Genomic DNA, 17,576 nt, shown 5'->3' on the forward strand with positions numbered 1-17,576 from the left:
ATTTCTTATGTTCTTGTTCCATCGTCATATTTATCGCCAAACAGCTTTTTCTTTTTTATTGTTTCATAGTCTGCTTTGTACTTTTCCTCTGTAGATGAACTGCTCTTTATTATTGATCCGTTTTTTTCTTCTTCTTTCTCTTGTTTTAAGTCTTCCATTGGAATAGGATCAACATTCTTTTCGCTTTCAAACTTGTCAAATAAACTTTCTTTTTCGGTTTTATATTGCTCGGGGTTATCCATCTTTCCATCCTGAATGTTTTTGTCGGCCATATTTATCATCCTCCTTAGTTCCGGTTTTCTTCCTGAGGTTTTTCAGGTTCTCTTTGGGGTTCGATATCTCTATCGTTCTCTTTCTTTTTCTCTTGTTCTATAGAATTATTTTTTTTTGAATTGGTTTTATCCGCCATAGTTAAACCCTCCTTTAACTGTTAGTATTCCTTACCCGCTGTAGGCAGAGCAAAACCTAAATGACGGATTAGCAAAGACATGCAAGAGTTCAATGGCTTAATCCGAAATAAGAAAAAATGCTCTATAAGGATCAGCCATAAAAAAAACGCACCTTCACTCTTGTGTGAGGTGCGTTTTTTAACGTTTTAAGCAGCTTTTAGGTTGGGATTATTCTTGCTCAGCTGTCTTTGTTTTACAATTTGATAAACATACCAGCCTGTAATAAAAAGTGTAATGACTGATCCGATCATCATTGATAGTTGGTAATCCATTTGAAAGCCTTCAGGGGCATAGAAGATATAGGTGGATACTACACCGGTCATAAACAATGCAGGAACACCGCTAATCCAATGGAATTTGTTATTTTTCAAAAGATACATAGTGGCTGTCCAAAGCATGACCGCCGCTGTAACCTGATTTGTCCATCCTACATATCTCCAAAGGAATGAGTAATCGATTGTTGCCAGATATAAAGTAGGAAGAGCCACAGGTAAAGTGGTGATGACAACCTTCCATTTCCCATCCATTTTTATTAAAGAAGAAAGTGATTCTGAAAGCATCATTCTTGAGGAACGAAGGGCGGTATCTCCGGTTGTAATCGGCAGGATGATTACACCCAGGATAGCAAGGATTCCTCCCAGCGTACCAAGGAGGCTGCCGGAAATTTCATTAACCACTCCCGCTGGGCCACCAGCCGCTAATGCTTCCTGAAGTCCTCCTGTTCCGCCGAAAAAGGTCATGCCCGCTGCAGCCCAGATTAAAGCAATTATCCCTTCTCCAATCATTGCTCCATAGAAAACTTTTCTTCCATCGCTTTCCTTTTTTAATGTGCGTGAGACAATCGGACTTTGTGTTGAATGAAAACCTGAGATCGCTCCGCAGGAAATGGTAACCATCAGTAAAGGCCAGATTGGAAGTTCACCTGGATGAAGATTAGACAGTGTTACATTCGGAATGGATTTATCACTGAAAAGCAAAGCGGCTGCGATGGATACAGCCATAAAAATTAAAATAGCTCCAAGAAAAGGATAAATTTTTCCGATAATCCGGTTTACAGGCAAAACAGCTGCCAGGATAAAGTAAGCAAATATAATGAGCAAAGATGCCATAAAACTTAATGGAGTTATGCTTGATATCAGCTGTGCCGGACCGGCAGTAAATGCAGCGGCAACTAAAACCATTAAGAGAATTGAAAATATATTAATGAACGTTTTAGCCGGTTTTCCTAAATATCTTCCTACAATGCTTGGAAATTGTTCCCCATTATGCCTTAGAGATAGCATTCCTGAAAAATAATCATGAACTGCCCCGGCAAAAATGGAACCGGCCACAATCCAGATAAAAGCTGCGGGTCCGTATAATGCGCCCATAATTGCACCGAAAATAGGACCTAACCCTGCAATATTCAAAAGCTGAATCAAGCTGCCTTTCCACCAGCTCATCGGAACAAAGTCCATTCCGTCTTTTTTCGTATAAGCGGGTGTAGGGCTGCTGTCATTTATACCAAATATACGCTCTACTACCTTGGAATAAATGGCATAACCTGCAATCAGCAAAACAATCGAACCTAAAAAAGTCACCATGAAAAAATCCCCCTGTTGTAAAATCATTATAAGTATAATCTGAAACTTAAGAATATGTTGAATATTGTACAAGGAATCTGGAATAAAAAGCAAGCTTATTTCAGAAAAAAAGATATTTTCCGATAATAAATAACTGGGGTTGGATACTGTGAAGGAAGTCAAATAATGAAGGAACCCTCCTGCAAATGAAACCATAAGCTACTATAAGTTCATTTGAAGGGGGGAAGACAATGATTATCCTTTCGAATAATCAGAATAAACCGGGAACTTCCAGTTTTTTTGGAGTCCAGCGTGAAATTTACCTGGCGCTGGAGAGCAGTCCCGAGACTCATCAATACGATTCAATGCATGAACTGCTATTTGATCTCCTTTTAAGGGAAAATATTATTAAAGCAGCCAGGCAGCTTTATGGGAGCCGTGTGGAGTTTGCACCCTTTAACACATCACGCTTCAATCCGCGCATATGGAGAAGGACAAAATATGGATACCTGCTTGATCCATCTGTTTTACCGTCAGATGCGATCATGGATGTGTTCACGAACAGCTGGGAATATGCTTTTGAATGTACAACAGCCATTGTGCTGATTTTTTATAAAGCTGTATTGGATTCCATCTCTGTCAGCCGCTTCAATACACTATTTCAGGGACTTCTTGTATGGGACTGGAATTATGATCATGACCTGTCGATTGTTACAAAAAGAGGCCGGAATTTCATACCTGGTGATGTGGTTTATTTTTACAATCCTGATTTTGATCATCCAGTTTGGACAGGTGAGAATTCAGTTTATTTGGGCGGAGGCATGTTCTTTGGGCATGGGGTAGGCATGGAAAGCGAAGCAGGGATGATAACAGCTCTTAACACGCTCAGAAAGCCAGGTGCTACAAGGGATGCTTATCTCATTTCACAGCATAGCCGTTTGAACGTGAAGTATTTATCACAGTTTGCCAAGCGGCCATTATCTATAATGTGAAATGAAATTAAGCTGACATTTCAATAGGGTGAATCGCTTATTTTTCAGAAGCCGTTCACCCAAAATTATCCTCAATTCTAGTATATTAAGACGATTTTTCTCATACCCGGATATTTGTATCCTTTAGTAGGCATATTTCCTGCGAATGTGGGAAAACAAAAGATAATGATTATAGATATATACACCAAATTACTTGATGTTTAAACATTAAAGGAGACAGAAATATGAAATTATCCCAGGTTATTAATTGCCTAAAGGATAGCGGGGAGATGGGTGTACTTACAAACGATCCTGATATCACAGGGATCGAAATGGATTCACGCAAAGTGGGGAAAGGAAGCCTTTTTGTTGCAATTAAAGGCTTTCAGGCAGATGGACATGACTTTATTGGACAAGCTGTTGAAAATGGGGCGGCTGCCGTAGTGGGTGAGGAAGCCATTGAATTAAATGTGCCCTGCATTACAGTAAAGGATAGCAGAACCAGTCTTGGGAAACTGGCGAGCTCCTTCTATGATCGCCCATCTAGAAAACATAAAATAATAGGCATAACAGGAACTAATGGGAAAACGACCACCGCCTATATTTTAAAGCACATTTTGGAGACTGCAGGCAGGACCTGCTCCCTCTTGGGAACTGTCTCCAACATTATAAATAATAAGGAATATAAGACCAGCAACACGACTCCCGATGCCCTGCAGATTCAAAAAATGCTGAGTAAAAGCCATGATGAGTTTGTCGTTATGGAGATTTCTTCTCATGCACTGGAACAGTCAAGAACAGAAGGTCTGGAATTAGACTACGGGCTATTTACTAATCTGGCTCATGACCATCTTGATTATCATGATAATATGAATCAGTATTTTTATGATAAAAAGAAAATCTTTACCTTGTTAAAAGAAGGCGGTAAAGGAGTCGTCAATCTTTATAATTCATGGGGAGAAAAAATGGCAGAGCATCTGCAAAATGAAGAGATTCCTTTGATTATGCTGGGTGATGAGAAGTGCTGTTCAATAAAAGACACTGCTATTAATGGGAAAACAGTTTTTATTCTGGAGGTGAGAGGGAAGTCTTTTGAAATTGAATTTCCTCTTCCGGGTCATCATAATGTTTATAATGCAGCAATGGCTTTTCTGACAGGCATTGATCTGGGGTTGGACCCGGAAGATATGATTAAGGCTCTGGCTTCATTCCCTGGCATACCGGGCCGTTTTGAAATGATTATCCATCCATCAGGAGCTAAATTTGTCGTGGATTATGCCCATACAGTAGATGCGTTCGAATATTGTCTGGACACTGCGAGACAGCAGGGGGCTGAAAGAATTTTTCAAATCTATGGATTCCGGGGCGGGAGAGATCAATCAAAGCGTGTGGATATGATTAAAATTTCAGCAAAATACTGCCATAAATTTTATTTGACTGCTGATGACCTGAACAATGAGTGTGAAAATGAAATGTTAAGCCAATTAAATTCTCTGAATAAAAAATATGGAGATGGAAAGGGTGAAGTGATCCCCGACCGGACATTGGCTATCCAGAAAGCTTGGGCTGAAGCAAAAGAGAATGATTGGATCTTTATCACCGGGAAGGGGCCTGAAGCTTATCAAAAGCCATTTAAACTACCGGCTGAAAATGATTTAGAAACCTTAAAGCTGCTGAAAACCGGAAGAAGACAGGCAGTTTTATAAGAAAAGGGTGCAGACCATTACTCGGACTGCACCCTTTTTGTCTATTCAATAAGATCTAAATAATCAGCTACAATGCCATCCAGTGGATAATGCTTTAATTTTTCTGCTTCTTTCTTTGAACGCACAGTCCAGGAGATTGCTTTCATGCCATTAGAATGAATAAGATCGATCACGCGCTTATTAACCACAGTCCACTTAGGATTCAGGTAGCTTGCATATTCGGCTATATTTTTTATCTCCATTTTGTCAGGAGGATAGTTGATTAAGATGGCGACAGGGATTTCCGGCATCAGTTCATGAAATAATTTCATTGAAGCTGTTTCAAATGATTGCACAATAATATGGTCCTTACCTTTTGAATCAAGTTTTCTTTTTTTTAATTCCTCGGCGATCATCTTTTCAATGCCTGGATATAGGGACGGTTTTTTTAATTCAATCAAAAGCCCGACGCGATCCGCATATTTGTCCAGGACTTCTTCAAATGAAGGGATACAGGCACCGCTGAATTTTGTGGAAAACCAGCTGCCGGCGTCCATTTTTCTGAGCTCTTCAAAGGTAAAGTCAGAGACTTTTCCTTTATGGTCAGTTGTGCGGTCTACAAGGGAATCGTGAATCACGACAAGCCTTCCATCTTTGCTTAATTGAACATCAATTTCCAGATAATCTGCTCCCATTTCGATAGCTCGGTCATATGAAGGAAAAGTATTTTCCGGACAGTAGCCCGCAACTCCCCGATGACCTATTCTTTTTATCTTATGTGCATTATTTTCCATTTTTTTAATGCCGAAAAATGAAATAACTGTAGCCAAAGCTGTAAAAAAAACATTTTTCATTACCTTCAAAGTCATTTCTCCTCGCCATTTTTGCTCATCTTAAAGGATGTGAAAACATTTTGTCAACTGCAGAGGATTCCTTCGAAAACCGAGTTAAATACCTGTTCATTCCCATTCCTCATAAACAATTGTACCGCCAGTTAAATCCAGGGTATTTCTTTCTCCTTTATAAAAAAGTCTTCCTTCTTCTTCAACAATAAGGTTTTCATATGTAAATACACTCTTTCCGGAAGGAAGCTGAATGATGATTTTCTCACCCAGTTCTTTTTTGGGGGCTTCTATAGTAATGAGGCTTTGAGAATAAAAATATAATGCTGTAAAGGCAGCAGCTAAACATCCCAATAGGACAATTGACATCAGCATAAATTTGCTCTTAGGCTTCTCCATATGCAATTCAGATCTTGTCATGATTCCTATCCCTCCGCAAACCAGATATATTGTTTATTCCACAATTTTTCCCCATTCAATCCTAAATGGGGATTTTAAATCCTAAATATGGTATGCAGGAATAGTTATGAAAATGACTAAAACAGGGTGAAAGTTAGACAAGCTGAACAGGCAGCAGTATTAATTCGGGGAATGTTTAGAAAAGTGAAACAATTTAAGGTCTTTGTCCGTATATAAATTAAGGTGTAATAGTAAAAGGGAAGGAGGCATTGGATTAAAAGCCGGACAATAAAAAATGGATAGGGTGCATGTTATGGAACTATTTGGTTTTCCTATTCAGACAATTTACCTCAGCACACTTATTTTTTCTGGTATCTTAATTATTTTGTATGTGTTTTTTGGAGATATGGCAGACGGTATTGGGGAGGGCAGCTTACTGAATCCAGTGCTGATTCTGGCATTTATCACTTTTCTTTCAGCTGCAGGCTATATCTTTGAAATGACAACCTCTCTTAATAGCGTGGTCATTCTCTTGATAGCAGCTGTTATTGCGGTATTGCTGGATATATTGCTGAATATCTTTGTTCTTATACCATTATCTTCTGCTGAAGAATCTCTCGTTTACACAGATGAGTCCTTAAGAGGAAGAGTAGGTACTGTATTAATTCCTATACCCGAGAATGGTTTCGGTGAGGTTTTGATTGAAAATATAAGCGGGAGAATTTCCAAGCCTGCTGTAAGCTATGAAAATACGATCATAGCAGAAGGCAGCAAAGTGCTGATTGTTGAAGTTGCAAATGGAGTTATTAAAGTGATTGATTATAAAGAATTATAGACAGGGGGAAGCAATATGTTAATGGTTTGGGTTGTAATTGGAATCGCAGCATTTCTGCTGATTGCTTTGCTTGGTGTGTTCATTACAAAATATCGGACTGCAGGGCCGGATGAAGCGTTAATTGTAACTGGCAGTTACTTGGGAAGTAAAAATGTCCATGTTGACGAATCAGGAAATAAGATAAAAATAATCAGAGGCGGAGGAACATTTGTACTTCCTGTCTTTCAACAGGCAGAGCCATTGAGCCTCCTGTCAAGCAAACTGGAGGTTACCACTCCGGAAGTATATACCGAACAGGGAGTTCCTGTCATGGCAGATGGAACTGCAATTATTAAAATCGGCGGGAGTATTGGGGAAATTGCTACTGCTGCAGAACAGTTTCTTGGTAAATCTAAGGAAGATCGGGAAAATGAAGCCAAAGAAGTTCTTGAAGGACATTTGCGGTCAATTCTGGGATCTATGACGGTCGAAGAAATATATAAAAACAGGGATAAATTTTCCCAGGAGGTTCAAAGGGTAGCGTCACAGGATCTGGCCAAAATGGGTTTGATCATTGTTTCTTTTACAATCAAAGATGTCCGTGACAAAAATGGATATCTTGATTCACTGGGCAGGCCAAGAATAGCCCAGGTTAAAAGGGATGCGGATATTGCCACGGCTGAAGCTGAAAAGGAAACCCGGATTAAACGGGCAGAAGCAGCAAAGGATGCCCAAAAAGCAGAACTTGAAAGGGCAACTGAAATAGCTGAAGCCGAGAAAGAAAATCAAATGAAAATGGCTGACTACCGAAGGGAACAGGATATTGCCAAAGCACGGGCTGACCAGGCATATGACCTAGAGACAGCCAGAGCAAAGCAGGAAGTTACGGAGCATGAAATGCAAATCAGGATTATAGAACGCCAAAAGCAAATCGAGCTTGAAGAAAAAGAAATCTTAAGAAGAGAACGCCAATATGATTCCGAAGTGAAGAAAAAAGCAGACGCAGACAGGTATGCAGTTGAGCAGGCAGCAGAGGCAGAAAAGAAAAAGCAAATTGCCGAAGCGGATGCAAACCAATATCGGATTGAATCACAGGCCCGTGCAGAAGCTGAAAGGGTTAGAGCTGATGGGATGGCCAAGGCAGATTCACAGCGCGCCCAAGGTGAATCTGAAGCCGAAATTATTCGCCTCAAAGGTCTGGCGGAAGCAGAGGCAAAGAGAAAAATCGCTGAGGCATTTGAACAGTATGGCCAGGCGGCTATGATGGATATGGTCATTAACATGCTACCGGAATATGCGAAACAGCTTGCAAGCCCGTTATCGAATATTGATAAGATTACAGTGGTTGATACAGGAAGTGACAGCAATAATGGCGGTGCCAATAAAGTAACCGGCTATGCCACCAACCTGATGTCCACGATGCAGGAAAGTCTGAAAGCTTCATCCGGCATTGACGTGAAGGAGCTTCTTCAAAACTTTTCAGGGAAAGGAAACGTCCGGCAAAGTTTGGAGCAGCTGACTGAGGAAATTAAAGAAAAAGAACCCGTCCAGCCCGCTAAAGGTATCCAGGCCACTCTCGCTCATAAGAAATAATGAAATTGCCTATTTTTATCTGGGGAGATAACCTGAAAATGCCGTTATATCAACAAAAACCTGAAGCCTTCACCTGGAAGGCTTCTTTTTTGCACAGAAAACTGTGTATTCGTCTATCGCACAATCTGGGTGAATTGAATAGGATATATTGAATCAAACAAAGGAGGTAATTGACTATGTCAGACGGTTGCGGATACGGCGGCGGTTTCGCCCTTTTAGTTGTATTGTTTATTTTACTGATTATTATCGGTGCTTCTTGGGGTTACGGTGGATTCTACTAATAAAGTATGCAAACAGATTTAATTCGCAAGGGAGGGGATTTTATAATGTATGGCTACGGATATGGCGGCTGTGGATACGGTGGTGCTGGATATGGCGGCGGCTTTGCGCTAATTGTGGTTCTATTCATCCTGTTGATCATTGTAGGTGCTTCTTGCTTTAAGTGGTAATAGATTAAAAAGAAAAGCAGGGGGACCTGCTTTTCTTTTGTATGCATACATAATTTAAAGTGTGCCTGACAGAAGGAATTCTTGCTCGCAAAAGGAATGCTTTCGCGCAAACCGGAAGAAAATTCGCGGACAAGAGATATATAACTGGGCAAAAGGAGATTCTCACCGCCCACAAAAGGGAACCTTCCGCGCACTAAACTTCCATCATGTGTTTCCAAAGTTGCCAAATGGGGAAAAGAAGCAGCATAAAAGAAATAGGGAGGTTTGCAAAATGGATGAACTTAAAACACAGGATCGGGAAAACACAATGAATGAAATTTATTCCATATTGGAGGGCGGACTTCAGCGGGAGATGCATCAAAGCGAGTACAAGCTTGTTTCGGAATGGGTAAGCGGTTTTAATCTGGAGGAAAGAGCTGCGATATTAAATATGCTCAAGGAGCTTACCAATAAGCATATCCGAATTGATTAATGATTTACTGACAGATGCATGTATTCAATTGCTGAACATAAGCCTATTGACAATAAAAGCCAGAAACTTATATACTACAATCAAACAGGTTGAAAGGATGATTTAGGGGCATGAAGTTATAATCTTATTTTTTCTGGTATCTTTTTATATTTAAAAAGTTTAACCCGGAGAACATAGGATTAGTGTGCCCTTTTTTAATCATCCCTTATCGGAAATGATGTCTGCTTATTTGTCTTTAAGCAGATGTAGATTTTATTTAGGCGCACGTTTTTTATGTATATGCACCATTTCTAATGATGGGTGCACTGTCCTCTCCGGGTATGGGGAGGTTTTTTTATGTGTGCAAATAAATTCAGCAATCACAACAGTAACAGTATACCGGTTATCATGGCCAGGGATCTTCAAAAGTCATTTGGGGATAAATCGGTTTTTTCTAATTTGGAATTTGATATTTATCAGCAGGATCGCATTGGTCTTGTTGGCTTAAATGGCACAGGTAAAACTACATTGGCCAATATTTTATTCGGCAGTATTCAGGCGGATAAAGGTACAATCGAGCGGATGAAGGAGCCATATAGAATCGGCTTTCTGCACCAGTCAGCAGACTATTCTGTGAGTGATATTCATGACCCTGACCAGAGCCCTGTGGAAGAAATTCTTCATCAGGCAAGCAGATTAGGACTCTCAAAACTCCATGAATGGAAACCGGAAAGGCTTGATTCTTTAAGCGGGGGAGAAAGATTGAAGCTCTCTTTAGCTAAGGTTTGGTCATCAAAACCGGATATGCTGATTTTGGATGAACCCACCAATCATTTGGATTTACATGGAATAGAGTGGCTTGTTGGGGAAATTGGCCAATTCAGCGGTCCTGTCATGATCATTTCCCATGACCGTCATTTCCTTGATCAGGCTGTCCGCAGGATCTTTGAGCTTCAGGAAGGCATATTAACCATGTATGACGGGAATTACACAGCCTACCGGGAGCAAAAACAGAAAAATTATGATGATCAGCTTCATCAATTTAATGTTCAGCAAAGAGAGATCGATCGGATCGAAAATCAGATGGCCAATTTAAAAAATTGGTCGGAAAAAGCTCACAGGGAATCAACTAAAGGCGGAAGTCCTTCTGAGAATAGGCAGATGGGCTTTAAAGAATATCACAGAGTGAAAGCCAAAAAGATGGATCAGCAGGTTAAGTCAAAAATGAAAAGGCTTCAGCAGGAACTGGATAAAAATAAAATTGAGAAGCCGGCAGAAGAGGCGAAAGTGCATTTTCAATTTGATTCCTCCGGCAAACGGGGGAAGAGGATCATCCAAGCTAAAAACCTCTCAAAAAGCTTTGGAGACCGGACTCTTTTTAAGGATAGCCAGTTTTATATAAAGCATGGTGAAAAAATAGGAATTCTTGGATCAAACGGGGCTGGCAAGACCACCTTTATCCGTATGCTGCTGGAAGAGATATCACCTTCTGATGGGGAACTCTGGATTAGCAGCACTTTAAAGATTGCTTATTTAAACCAGGATATTAATGATTTACCGTTAGCCAAAAACGCCATTGAAGCACTTGATCTCAGTGAGCGGGAGCAGATTTACAAGGCAAGGACTCTATTAGCAAATCTGGGTATGAAGGAAGCGAAGTTAAAGCAGCCGATTGGACAGCTGAGCATGGGGGAGCGAATCAGGGTTAAGCTCACTGACATGCTTTTAAAGGAATATGACGTCCTAATATTAGATGAACCGACTAATCACCTGGATTTGCCGAGCAGGGAGAAATTTGAAAAAACGCTCAAAGAGTTTTCAGGTACACTCATCATTATTTCGCATGACTTATACTTTTTGGAGAAGTTAAGCACAAGATTGCTTGTATTTGAAGAAAATAAAATTACCAGATATGAAATGAATTTAAAGGAATTTCGAATGAAACCCGGAAGGTCCAAGCAGGAAAAAGTTCATGATTCCACAAAAGAGCAGATCATGGTGATTGATAACCGTATTAATGCAATACTTGGAGAACTCAGTCAGCTTGTTCCCGGTGACAGAAAATATGACCAATTGGATAAGGAGTTCAATGATTTATTAAATGAAAAAAGAACATTATTAAAACAATAATTGCAAAAAGGCAGGCCCCAATAATAATGGGCCTGCCTTTTCATCTGATCTTACTTCTTTTTAGTGCTGTTATTGTTCTTCTTTTTTGCATTAATCCACAGTTTGCCTTCTGCTGTCTTGCGAGTTTCATTGCCGTAGTCATCCGTCACTTTCACTTCAATTTCGGCACCAGGTCCTATTACGTTTGAAGTGGCAGTATAGTAGCCGACATAATGGCCCGGGGAAGTTTCCATCATTGGAAGCTCAGTAGCGTTATTCAGCTGGCTGCCAGCATTTGTTAAAGGCATTCTGATGGCAAACGTCGCTTTTAACCCTGGTTCACTTACAAATTCGATTTTTACCGATTCGCCCTTTTTAAGTTCCATGTCTTCTGCAGGAAGAAGATTTTCTATGGCTGGAGCGTTATATTTAGCATCGACTGTAATGGTTTTTTCTTCGCTGTTTTTCGCTTTATCCTGTGCTGTTACCGTAATGGTGTTTTCACCTTCATCCAGCAGGATGCGAAGAGAGTATTCACCATCCGCAACTTTTGCTGCCTGGCCGTTTACTTTTACCCAATCAAGGTTATCGTCAGAAACGGTTCCTTTAACAGTGACTGTTTCTTTGTTTGTTTTGGATTTATCTGCAGGGCTTGTAATGGACAGTTCGGGTTTTGTTTTGTCATATATTACTTTTACAGGTTCAGAGGCATCAGTAGATCCTGACTCTGTTGCTGCCTTCGCTGTAAGAATATTTTCCCCTTCAGACAGTGAAACTTCACTAGAGAATGTACCTTCTTCAGTTGTTTCAGCTGATGCGACTTCCTCTCCATTATTAAATACTTTTACAGTAGTTGTAGGAGCTGAAGTACCTTCAACTGTAACCTGCCCTTGGTTTGTGAAAGCTCCGTCAGCTGGAGAAGTGATGACTGGTGCAGTAACTTCATAGTTCACTGTGGCACGGATCATATAGTTTCCTTCATCCTCAGGAGCAGGAGACCATGCTCCGCCTACAAGCTGCCAGCTGCGTCCTGCATTCTCTCCATCCTCATCTGTGCCAAGACCAGGAGCATTAGGATTTGGTGCTGATTGAATATATACCAGATAGAAGTCGCCATTTGTAACGATTCCTTCGTCACTAAGATCTACATGTGTCCATTCACCGTTTCTTAAGGCTGTTGCTTCAAATGGACCTGCCAGCTTTTTGCCAGGTGCTCCATCTGGTCCGCTTGCATCATATACTTCCACTTTGAAGTCTGTTCCGCCCGGGGTCGGCCAGCTGGTATCCCAGAAGCGGAATAAACCGCCAGTAACCATCGCGCTGTCATGGCCGGATGCAAGGGACATCTTAACTGCCCATCCGTTGCCGGCATCATAGAATGCACGTGCATTTTCAGCTGTACCATCATCATATCCGATTTCACCCGGGTATCCGATAAATGGCTTTAGCTCTATATTTTGCTCTAAAGAAGAGCCGCCTTCGATCGTGATGCTCTGCTCTTTGCTGTAGTAGGAAGGTGCCATTGCTTTTAAAGTGTATGTGCCTTCGTAGGCTGTAAGTGTATATTCACCGTTTTCATCAGTTGTTACCGGCTGTACTGCTGCATCTTCTATTAAAAGAAGAGTAGTATTTGCAACAGGCTCGCCGGTTGCTTCATTTGTCACAGCACCAGTAACTGTGCCTTTTGGAATTTCTTCAAGGACAAAGTTTGCAGTCGCTTCTCCATCCTGCGGAATATTTACATTTTGCGTTTGTGAACGATATCCGTAAGCTTCCGCTTTTACAGTAAAATCACCTGAAGCATGCGTCATTTCAAATGATCCGTTTTGAGGATTAGTAAATACGGACCTGCCTGATTCCAGCACACTTACTTCGGCAGTAAGCGGAAGAATAACAGGGGCCGGCTGCTGCTGTTTCTCATCATCTTTTGCAGGAGTATCCTTTTTAGGAACAATTTTATCAGGATTTACCTTTTCCTTCTTTAATTCTGCAAAAGGTTTATCCTTTGTAACGCCAAGCTGTGCTTTGCCTGCAGGTTCAACTGGAGTATCAGATAACTGGACATCATCGATATACCAGCCTTGCTTCTGAACTGAACCATCTGTAGTCACATTGAAGGCTACATAAATTCTCTGTCCTGCATACGCACTTAAATCCACTTCTGCATTAACCCAGTCTGTTGTATTGCCGTTTACGCGAAGAGCCTGTTCCCAGTTTTCCATGTCAGTTGAAACGAATACATGGCCGTAATCATAACGGTTTTCAAGCTCGTGCCATTGCTTGAACTGAAGGTAGGCATTTCCTTCAGGCAGGTCGATAGGAGGCATCTGCAGATTCATGTTTGCTCTATTTGCATAATTGCCGTCAAGTTTAGTTGCATATACTTTTTCCCCGGACGCTGCATTGCCAGGACCTGAAGATGGGACTCCCCACTCCCAGCTGTTTTCCGCTCCGTACGAAGTCCAGCCGGCCGGCTGTGATTCAAAGTCCTGAGAATAGCCAATGCTGATTCCAGGTCTTACTCCCACTTCATAGGATTCTGTTTCAGTTAAGTTTCCACCAAAATCATTGACTTTCCATTTATAAGTTACAGAAGGTTCTGCGATGTCTTCTCCAGGAATAACAGCCTGGTAAGTGCCATCTTTATAGTTTCCTGCTGTTCGTTCGGCCTCAATGGCGGACCAGCTGCCGTCAGCTTTTAAGTATTTAAGATCCACTCTTGTGACGCTTACATTATCTGATGCAGTCAATTCAAGTGCGAGATCCATTCCTGCATATGTTTCCTGAGGTGCTTCATGATTGGCTTCAGGAGCTTCGGAGTCATCTCCTTCTTTTGCAACCTGGCCTTTAATCTTTCCAAGACCGGTCAGTACGGAAGAAACCGCATCGAAGGCATTTACAAGTCCGTATCCAAAACCATTATTTGGTGTCTCAGGATAAGTACCATTTGTCAAAGGAGTAGAGGTAGTCAGCAGAATTTCCTCCATCTCTTCAACGGTCAGACTTGAGTCAACCTGGCGGAGCAGCGCGGCAACCGCAGAAACATGCGGCCCAGCCATGGAGGTTCCGTTCCAGCCGCCTTCATATCCGCTTCCTGGAACTGAGGAACGTATGTTGACTCCCGGTGCAGATACATCAGGCTTAACTTCCTGATATGGAGATGGCCCTTGCAATGAAAAGCTGGCTAAGCCATTGTTAATATCAGTCGCACCAGTAGCAAATGATTCCGGGTAGTTTGCTGGAGTAGCAACTGAACCAGGTCCGCCCGGATTAAACAAAGTAGTGTTTCCTGCAGAGAATTCCGGGAATATTTCAGCGGCACGCCATGCCTGCACCATTGGACGATACCATTCGTCCAGGCCAGGTCCGCCGCCCCATGAATTATTGACAACATCAGGCGCTTTCTCAGGGTGAGGGTTTCCTTCAGCATCCTTTGGAGCGAGGATCCATTCACCGGCTTCAAGAAGGTCTACATCAGTTCCGCCGTTTGCAGTAAAGGCTTTTACTGCGATCCATTTCGCACCAGGTGCAACACCGATCTGATTGCCTCCATTCGGCTCTGCACCAACCATAGTTCCAGTTACGTGGGTTCCGTGACCCTGATCATCGTAAGGAACTGTCTGGCCTGCAGTGGCATCAAACCAGCTGAATTCATGTACTGGAGAATCAGGCTGTTCAGGGTTATAGCCCCGGTACTTTTCTTTTAATGCCGGGTGATTCCACTGAACACCTGTATCAATGGATGCAACGACTGTACCGGATCCGTCAATTCCCATTTCCCATACAGCAGGAGCTCCGACGCGGTCAATGTTCCATTCGATCGAGCTGGTTTCTGCTTGTGTTTTAAGAGATTTTTCAGCCTCTTTAACAGGTTTATGAAGCTGTCTTGTTTCATTTGGAAGAATCTTTTCTACTTCAGGGAATACTGCGATTTGCTCCATAACTTCTTTTGTAGCTGTTACTGCAATTGCATTGACGATGTAGAAGGATTGAACATCTTTTGCCTTGCCGTCTTTTTCTTGTTTTTGAAGGAAATCGGCGACATGGCCTTGAGTTTCAATAGCTGTAGATCTTAGGGAGGATAGGACTGCAGAGCGTTTCATGTATTTTGATTTAGAGGGTGTCAGTTTTTGTGATGCAGCCGCTTTTTCAGCCTTCTTGGCTGCTGCTGATGCATCAGCCTGTTCTTTGAATTTTATCAGGAATGTTACTTTATCTTCTTTATCAAATTGTTTCAGCAGTGAGCTGTTAATTTTACTTTTTGCTGTCTGAGGAGCAGCTTTCTTAACTGAAATATGCGGAGAGCTCTTGCTTTCTGCCGAGCTCATTCCTGGGAACATAAGCGGCAAAATCAGAAAAGCTGTCAGCATCACATAAAGAATGCGATTCAATGATTTTCTTTTTCTTTTCAAAAAATTCCCTCCTTGTTTTGTTAATTCATTTAAATTGCTAGTTTGCAATGTAGAACTCAACCACCTCCTATGGGTACTTCCAAAAATGGAAAACCCTTCCGTTACCCTGTACTTTAGCTAAATTAAAGGCTGGAGATTGTCGAAAAATAAAGTTTTTTGCAGTGCTTTTATGAAAATGGCTATAAGGCTTCATAGGTCATTAAGGGTTACAGGCTTAAAGAATGAACTTTTTACGGTTATTTATAGAGTAAAAGTATTATTTTTCTATATAATCAAATGAATCTTGGAAAAAATAAGGAAAAGGAGGGAGGCAGTATTTTCACAGAATGATAAAATAAATAAAAAGGATTGAGAACTTAAAGGAATCCATTACTTGAAATTGCAAAAAATGAAATCGAAGATGGGTAGTCTGGGGTGTAACTTTATTCATCTTTGTAAAGGTGAAGAGAGATTGAAAAAAGTTACGGTTAAAAAGGCGCTTTCTCGAATTTTTATCAAATTTAATGCTAAGGAATCAGAATGTTTTAAAATATAGGATAAATGAACAGGTTCCGGATTATGGTTTTACCAAATGTTTTACATAAACAATGGAAAAGTGTTTCTTTTCTGATTTTTATTCGTCTAATAATATGCGAGGGGGCGCCACAATGGAGAGAATAACGGCAGAAGCGTTTGAAGATATATACAGCGAGTACAGCGATCGAATTTATGGATACATATTTCTTCTCGTAAATGATAAGGAAGTGGCGGAGGATCTGACACAAGACACCTTTATCAAAGCCTACAAATATATGAATCAATTTAATGGGGAGTCCCAGATCTTTACGTGGCTTGTCCGGATATCCAGAAATGTAGCCATTGATTATTTGCGCAAAAAAAGCAGATTCAAATTTTTCTCAATAGAAAAATTCCAGCTCCAATCAGATGAAGATACTCCTACAGAGATAATGATTAAGGGTGAAAAAGTTACACTCTTATATGAAGCAATCCGCCATTTGAAATTAAGCTACCAAGAAGTGCTGATACTGAGAAAAATAAAGGAGTTTTCCATCAAGGAAACGGCCGAAATCTTGAATTGGTCTGAAAATAAAGTGAAAATCACCACTTCCAGGGCACTCGCAGCGCTAAAAAAAGAATTGCAAAAAAGGGGGGAAATCCATGAAGAGCTCATTCGGATCCGATAATTCCTTTCGAGAATTGGGACGCATTCCGCGGTCGCAAAAGCAAAAACAGGAGAGCCTGCAAAAAATATTGAGCGGCATTGAGGAAAAACCTAAAAGAAGGAAAGCTATTTTCCCGGGATTTTTATCTGCTGCCGCTGTAATGGCTGCTTGTGTCATGTTCGCTTTCATTATTTTTTCTGAGGATTCCATGACCACAGGCAGCAGCAGTTCAGAGATGCTTGGGAACAGCTTTATAAGCCAAACAACTATTGCTATATCAGAGACCGAGGAATCCTTCTCTGCCGATGGAAAGTATTCGGCTGAAACCGCGACTGTACAAGATCCAAAGTGGGAAAACACGGCAAGAAATGCCATAAATTCGGCCACCCTATCAGAGACAGTCATTGATGCCAAACCATCCTATGATATCCAATTTATTTTAAAGGGAAAAGACCCTGTAAAGATGAAAGTCTGGGATGCGGAAGGCAAAGTTTATTTCAAGATAATGGACAGTGAAGAAATTTATTCTGTTCCTGCCGCTGAAGGTGCCATATTTATTGATTATTTAGAGGCAATTGCACAAAGCATTCAGAACACTCCTTGACTCCTGTAAGGGGTCTTTTTTTTAGGCAGAAAGGGCTGAAAATTGACAAATATCGAGAGTTTTTTCAAAAAAA

At 41.1% G+C, this 17,576-nt stretch carries 16 protein-coding genes; 10 read left to right on the forward strand and 6 right to left on the reverse strand.

What is annotated here, in order from left to right:
* Nucleotides 1-5: 5 nt before the first annotated feature.
* From PBF_RS03960 to PBF_RS03970, 3 genes are all read right to left on the reverse strand, one after another.
* A complete protein-coding gene (locus PBF_RS03960; protein WP_035327386.1) occupies nucleotides 6-272 on the reverse strand; it encodes a hypothetical protein in 267 nt (88 codons plus the stop codon).
* 14 nt (nucleotides 273-286) lie between these two features.
* Nucleotides 287-409 (reverse strand): hypothetical protein, encoded by a 123-nt coding sequence (locus PBF_RS03965; RefSeq protein ID WP_035327388.1) that lies wholly within the window; start codon nucleotides 407-409, stop codon nucleotides 287-289.
* A 186-nt stretch (nucleotides 410-595) separates the two neighbouring features.
* Nucleotides 596-2,032, reverse strand: a complete 1,437-nt coding sequence (locus tag PBF_RS03970) for a carbon starvation CstA family protein (RefSeq protein ID WP_035327592.1) — start codon at nucleotides 2,030-2,032, stop codon at nucleotides 596-598.
* Between the two features lie 230 nt (nucleotides 2,033-2,262).
* On the opposite strand from PBF_RS03970, the gene PBF_RS03975 reads away from it, so the two are divergent.
* Nucleotides 2,263-3,003 (forward strand): hypothetical protein, encoded by a 741-nt coding sequence (locus tag PBF_RS03975; RefSeq protein ID WP_035327390.1) that lies wholly within the window; start codon nucleotides 2,263-2,265, stop codon nucleotides 3,001-3,003.
* 224 nt (nucleotides 3,004-3,227) lie between these two features.
* Nucleotides 3,228-4,688: a UDP-N-acetylmuramoyl-L-alanyl-D-glutamate--2,6-diaminopimelate ligase gene (locus PBF_RS03980; RefSeq protein WP_035327392.1), complete on the forward strand. Its 1,461-nt coding sequence runs from the start codon at nucleotides 3,228-3,230 to the stop codon at nucleotides 4,686-4,688.
* Between the two features lie 41 nt (nucleotides 4,689-4,729).
* On the opposite strand, the gene PBF_RS03985 is transcribed toward PBF_RS03980, so the two are convergent.
* Nucleotides 4,730-5,536 (reverse strand): glycerophosphodiester phosphodiesterase, encoded by an 807-nt coding sequence (locus PBF_RS03985; RefSeq protein WP_035327394.1) that lies wholly within the window; start codon nucleotides 5,534-5,536, stop codon nucleotides 4,730-4,732.
* 90 nt (nucleotides 5,537-5,626) lie between these two features.
* Nucleotides 5,627-5,929, reverse strand: coding sequence for a hypothetical protein (locus tag PBF_RS03990; RefSeq protein WP_035327396.1), 303 nt, complete (start codon nucleotides 5,927-5,929; stop codon nucleotides 5,627-5,629).
* A 292-nt stretch (nucleotides 5,930-6,221) separates the two neighbouring features.
* On the opposite strand from PBF_RS03990, the gene PBF_RS03995 reads away from it, so the two are divergent.
* The 6 genes from PBF_RS03995 to abc-f all read left to right on the forward strand — a co-directional run bounded on the left by PBF_RS03995 (nucleotide 6,222) and on the right by abc-f (nucleotide 11,345).
* A complete protein-coding gene (locus tag PBF_RS03995; protein ID WP_035327594.1) occupies nucleotides 6,222-6,743 on the forward strand; it encodes an NfeD family protein in 522 nt (173 codons plus the stop codon).
* Nucleotides 6,744-6,758: 15 nt separating this feature from the next.
* Complete coding sequence (locus PBF_RS04000; protein WP_035327398.1) at nucleotides 6,759-8,315, forward strand: flotillin family protein; 1,557 nt, start codon at nucleotides 6,759-6,761, stop codon at nucleotides 8,313-8,315.
* 176 nt (nucleotides 8,316-8,491) lie between these two features.
* On the forward strand, nucleotides 8,492-8,596 hold the full coding sequence (locus PBF_RS25315) for a YjcZ family sporulation protein (RefSeq protein ID WP_076256869.1): 105 nt from the start codon (nucleotides 8,492-8,494) through the stop codon (nucleotides 8,594-8,596).
* Between the two features lie 45 nt (nucleotides 8,597-8,641).
* On the forward strand, nucleotides 8,642-8,764 hold the full coding sequence (locus PBF_RS25320; RefSeq protein ID WP_076256871.1) for a YjcZ family sporulation protein: 123 nt from the start codon (nucleotides 8,642-8,644) through the stop codon (nucleotides 8,762-8,764).
* Between the two features lie 271 nt (nucleotides 8,765-9,035).
* Complete coding sequence (locus PBF_RS04005) at nucleotides 9,036-9,236, forward strand: hypothetical protein (RefSeq protein WP_035327400.1); 201 nt, start codon at nucleotides 9,036-9,038, stop codon at nucleotides 9,234-9,236.
* Between the two features lie 336 nt (nucleotides 9,237-9,572).
* On the forward strand, nucleotides 9,573-11,345 hold the full coding sequence (abc-f, locus tag PBF_RS04010) for a ribosomal protection-like ABC-F family protein (protein ID WP_035327402.1): 1,773 nt from the start codon (nucleotides 9,573-9,575) through the stop codon (nucleotides 11,343-11,345).
* A gap of 50 nt (nucleotides 11,346-11,395) precedes the next feature.
* On the opposite strand, the gene PBF_RS04015 is transcribed toward abc-f, so the two are convergent.
* Entirely contained in the window at nucleotides 11,396-15,694 is a 4,299-nt protein-coding gene (locus PBF_RS04015) for a S8 family peptidase (protein WP_200870013.1), read from the reverse strand.
* A gap of 689 nt (nucleotides 15,695-16,383) precedes the next feature.
* Between PBF_RS04015 and PBF_RS04020 the strand changes: the two genes are divergently transcribed.
* Nucleotides 16,384-16,920: an RNA polymerase sigma factor gene (locus PBF_RS04020; RefSeq protein WP_035327406.1), complete on the forward strand. Its 537-nt coding sequence runs from the start codon at nucleotides 16,384-16,386 to the stop codon at nucleotides 16,918-16,920.
* Nucleotides 16,895-17,503: a hypothetical protein gene (locus PBF_RS04025; protein WP_035327408.1), complete on the forward strand. Its 609-nt coding sequence runs from the start codon at nucleotides 16,895-16,897 to the stop codon at nucleotides 17,501-17,503. The genes PBF_RS04020 and PBF_RS04025 overlap by 26 nt, the downstream gene beginning before the upstream one ends.
* Nucleotides 17,504-17,576: the final 73 nt, after the last annotated feature.

The sequence above is a fragment of the Cytobacillus firmus DS1 genome, from assembly GCF_000565285.1.
Taxonomy (GTDB): Bacteria; Bacillota; Bacilli; order Bacillales; family Cytobacillaceae; genus Cytobacillus; species Cytobacillus firmus_A.

What these genes read in the sequence shown, in the direction of transcription:
- PBF_RS03960 (WP_035327386.1), bottom strand. Translation starts at nt 272, where the DNA reads ATGGCCGACAAAAACATTCAGGATGGAAAGATGGATAACCCCGAGCAA.
- PBF_RS25320 (WP_076256871.1), top strand. Translation starts at nt 8,642, where the DNA reads ATGTATGGCTACGGATATGGCGGCTGTGGATACGGTGGTGCTGGATAT.
- abc-f (WP_035327402.1), top strand. Translation starts at nt 9,573, where the DNA reads ATGTGTGCAAATAAATTCAGCAATCACAACAGTAACAGTATACCGGTT.
- PBF_RS25315 (WP_076256869.1), top strand. Translation starts at nt 8,492, where the DNA reads ATGTCAGACGGTTGCGGATACGGCGGCGGTTTCGCCCTTTTAGTTGTA.
- PBF_RS03965 (WP_035327388.1), bottom strand. Translation starts at nt 409, where the DNA reads ATGGCGGATAAAACCAATTCAAAAAAAAATAATTCTATAGAACAAGAG.
- PBF_RS04000 (WP_035327398.1), top strand. Translation starts at nt 6,759, where the DNA reads ATGTTAATGGTTTGGGTTGTAATTGGAATCGCAGCATTTCTGCTGATT.
- PBF_RS03990 (WP_035327396.1), bottom strand. Translation starts at nt 5,929, where the DNA reads ATGACAAGATCTGAATTGCATATGGAGAAGCCTAAGAGCAAATTTATG.
- PBF_RS03985 (WP_035327394.1), bottom strand. Translation starts at nt 5,536, where the DNA reads ATGACTTTGAAGGTAATGAAAAATGTTTTTTTTACAGCTTTGGCTACA.
- PBF_RS03980 (WP_035327392.1), top strand. Translation starts at nt 3,228, where the DNA reads ATGAAATTATCCCAGGTTATTAATTGCCTAAAGGATAGCGGGGAGATG.
- PBF_RS03970 (WP_035327592.1), bottom strand. Translation starts at nt 2,032, where the DNA reads ATGGTGACTTTTTTAGGTTCGATTGTTTTGCTGATTGCAGGTTATGCC.
- PBF_RS04015 (WP_200870013.1), bottom strand. Translation starts at nt 15,694, where the DNA reads ATGCTGACAGCTTTTCTGATTTTGCCGCTTATGTTCCCAGGAATGAGC.
- PBF_RS04025 (WP_035327408.1), top strand. Translation starts at nt 16,895, where the DNA reads ATGAAGAGCTCATTCGGATCCGATAATTCCTTTCGAGAATTGGGACGC.
- PBF_RS03995 (WP_035327594.1), top strand. Translation starts at nt 6,222, where the DNA reads ATGGAACTATTTGGTTTTCCTATTCAGACAATTTACCTCAGCACACTT.
- PBF_RS04005 (WP_035327400.1), top strand. Translation starts at nt 9,036, where the DNA reads ATGGATGAACTTAAAACACAGGATCGGGAAAACACAATGAATGAAATT.
- PBF_RS03975 (WP_035327390.1), top strand. Translation starts at nt 2,263, where the DNA reads ATGATTATCCTTTCGAATAATCAGAATAAACCGGGAACTTCCAGTTTT.
- PBF_RS04020 (WP_035327406.1), top strand. Translation starts at nt 16,384, where the DNA reads ATGGAGAGAATAACGGCAGAAGCGTTTGAAGATATATACAGCGAGTAC.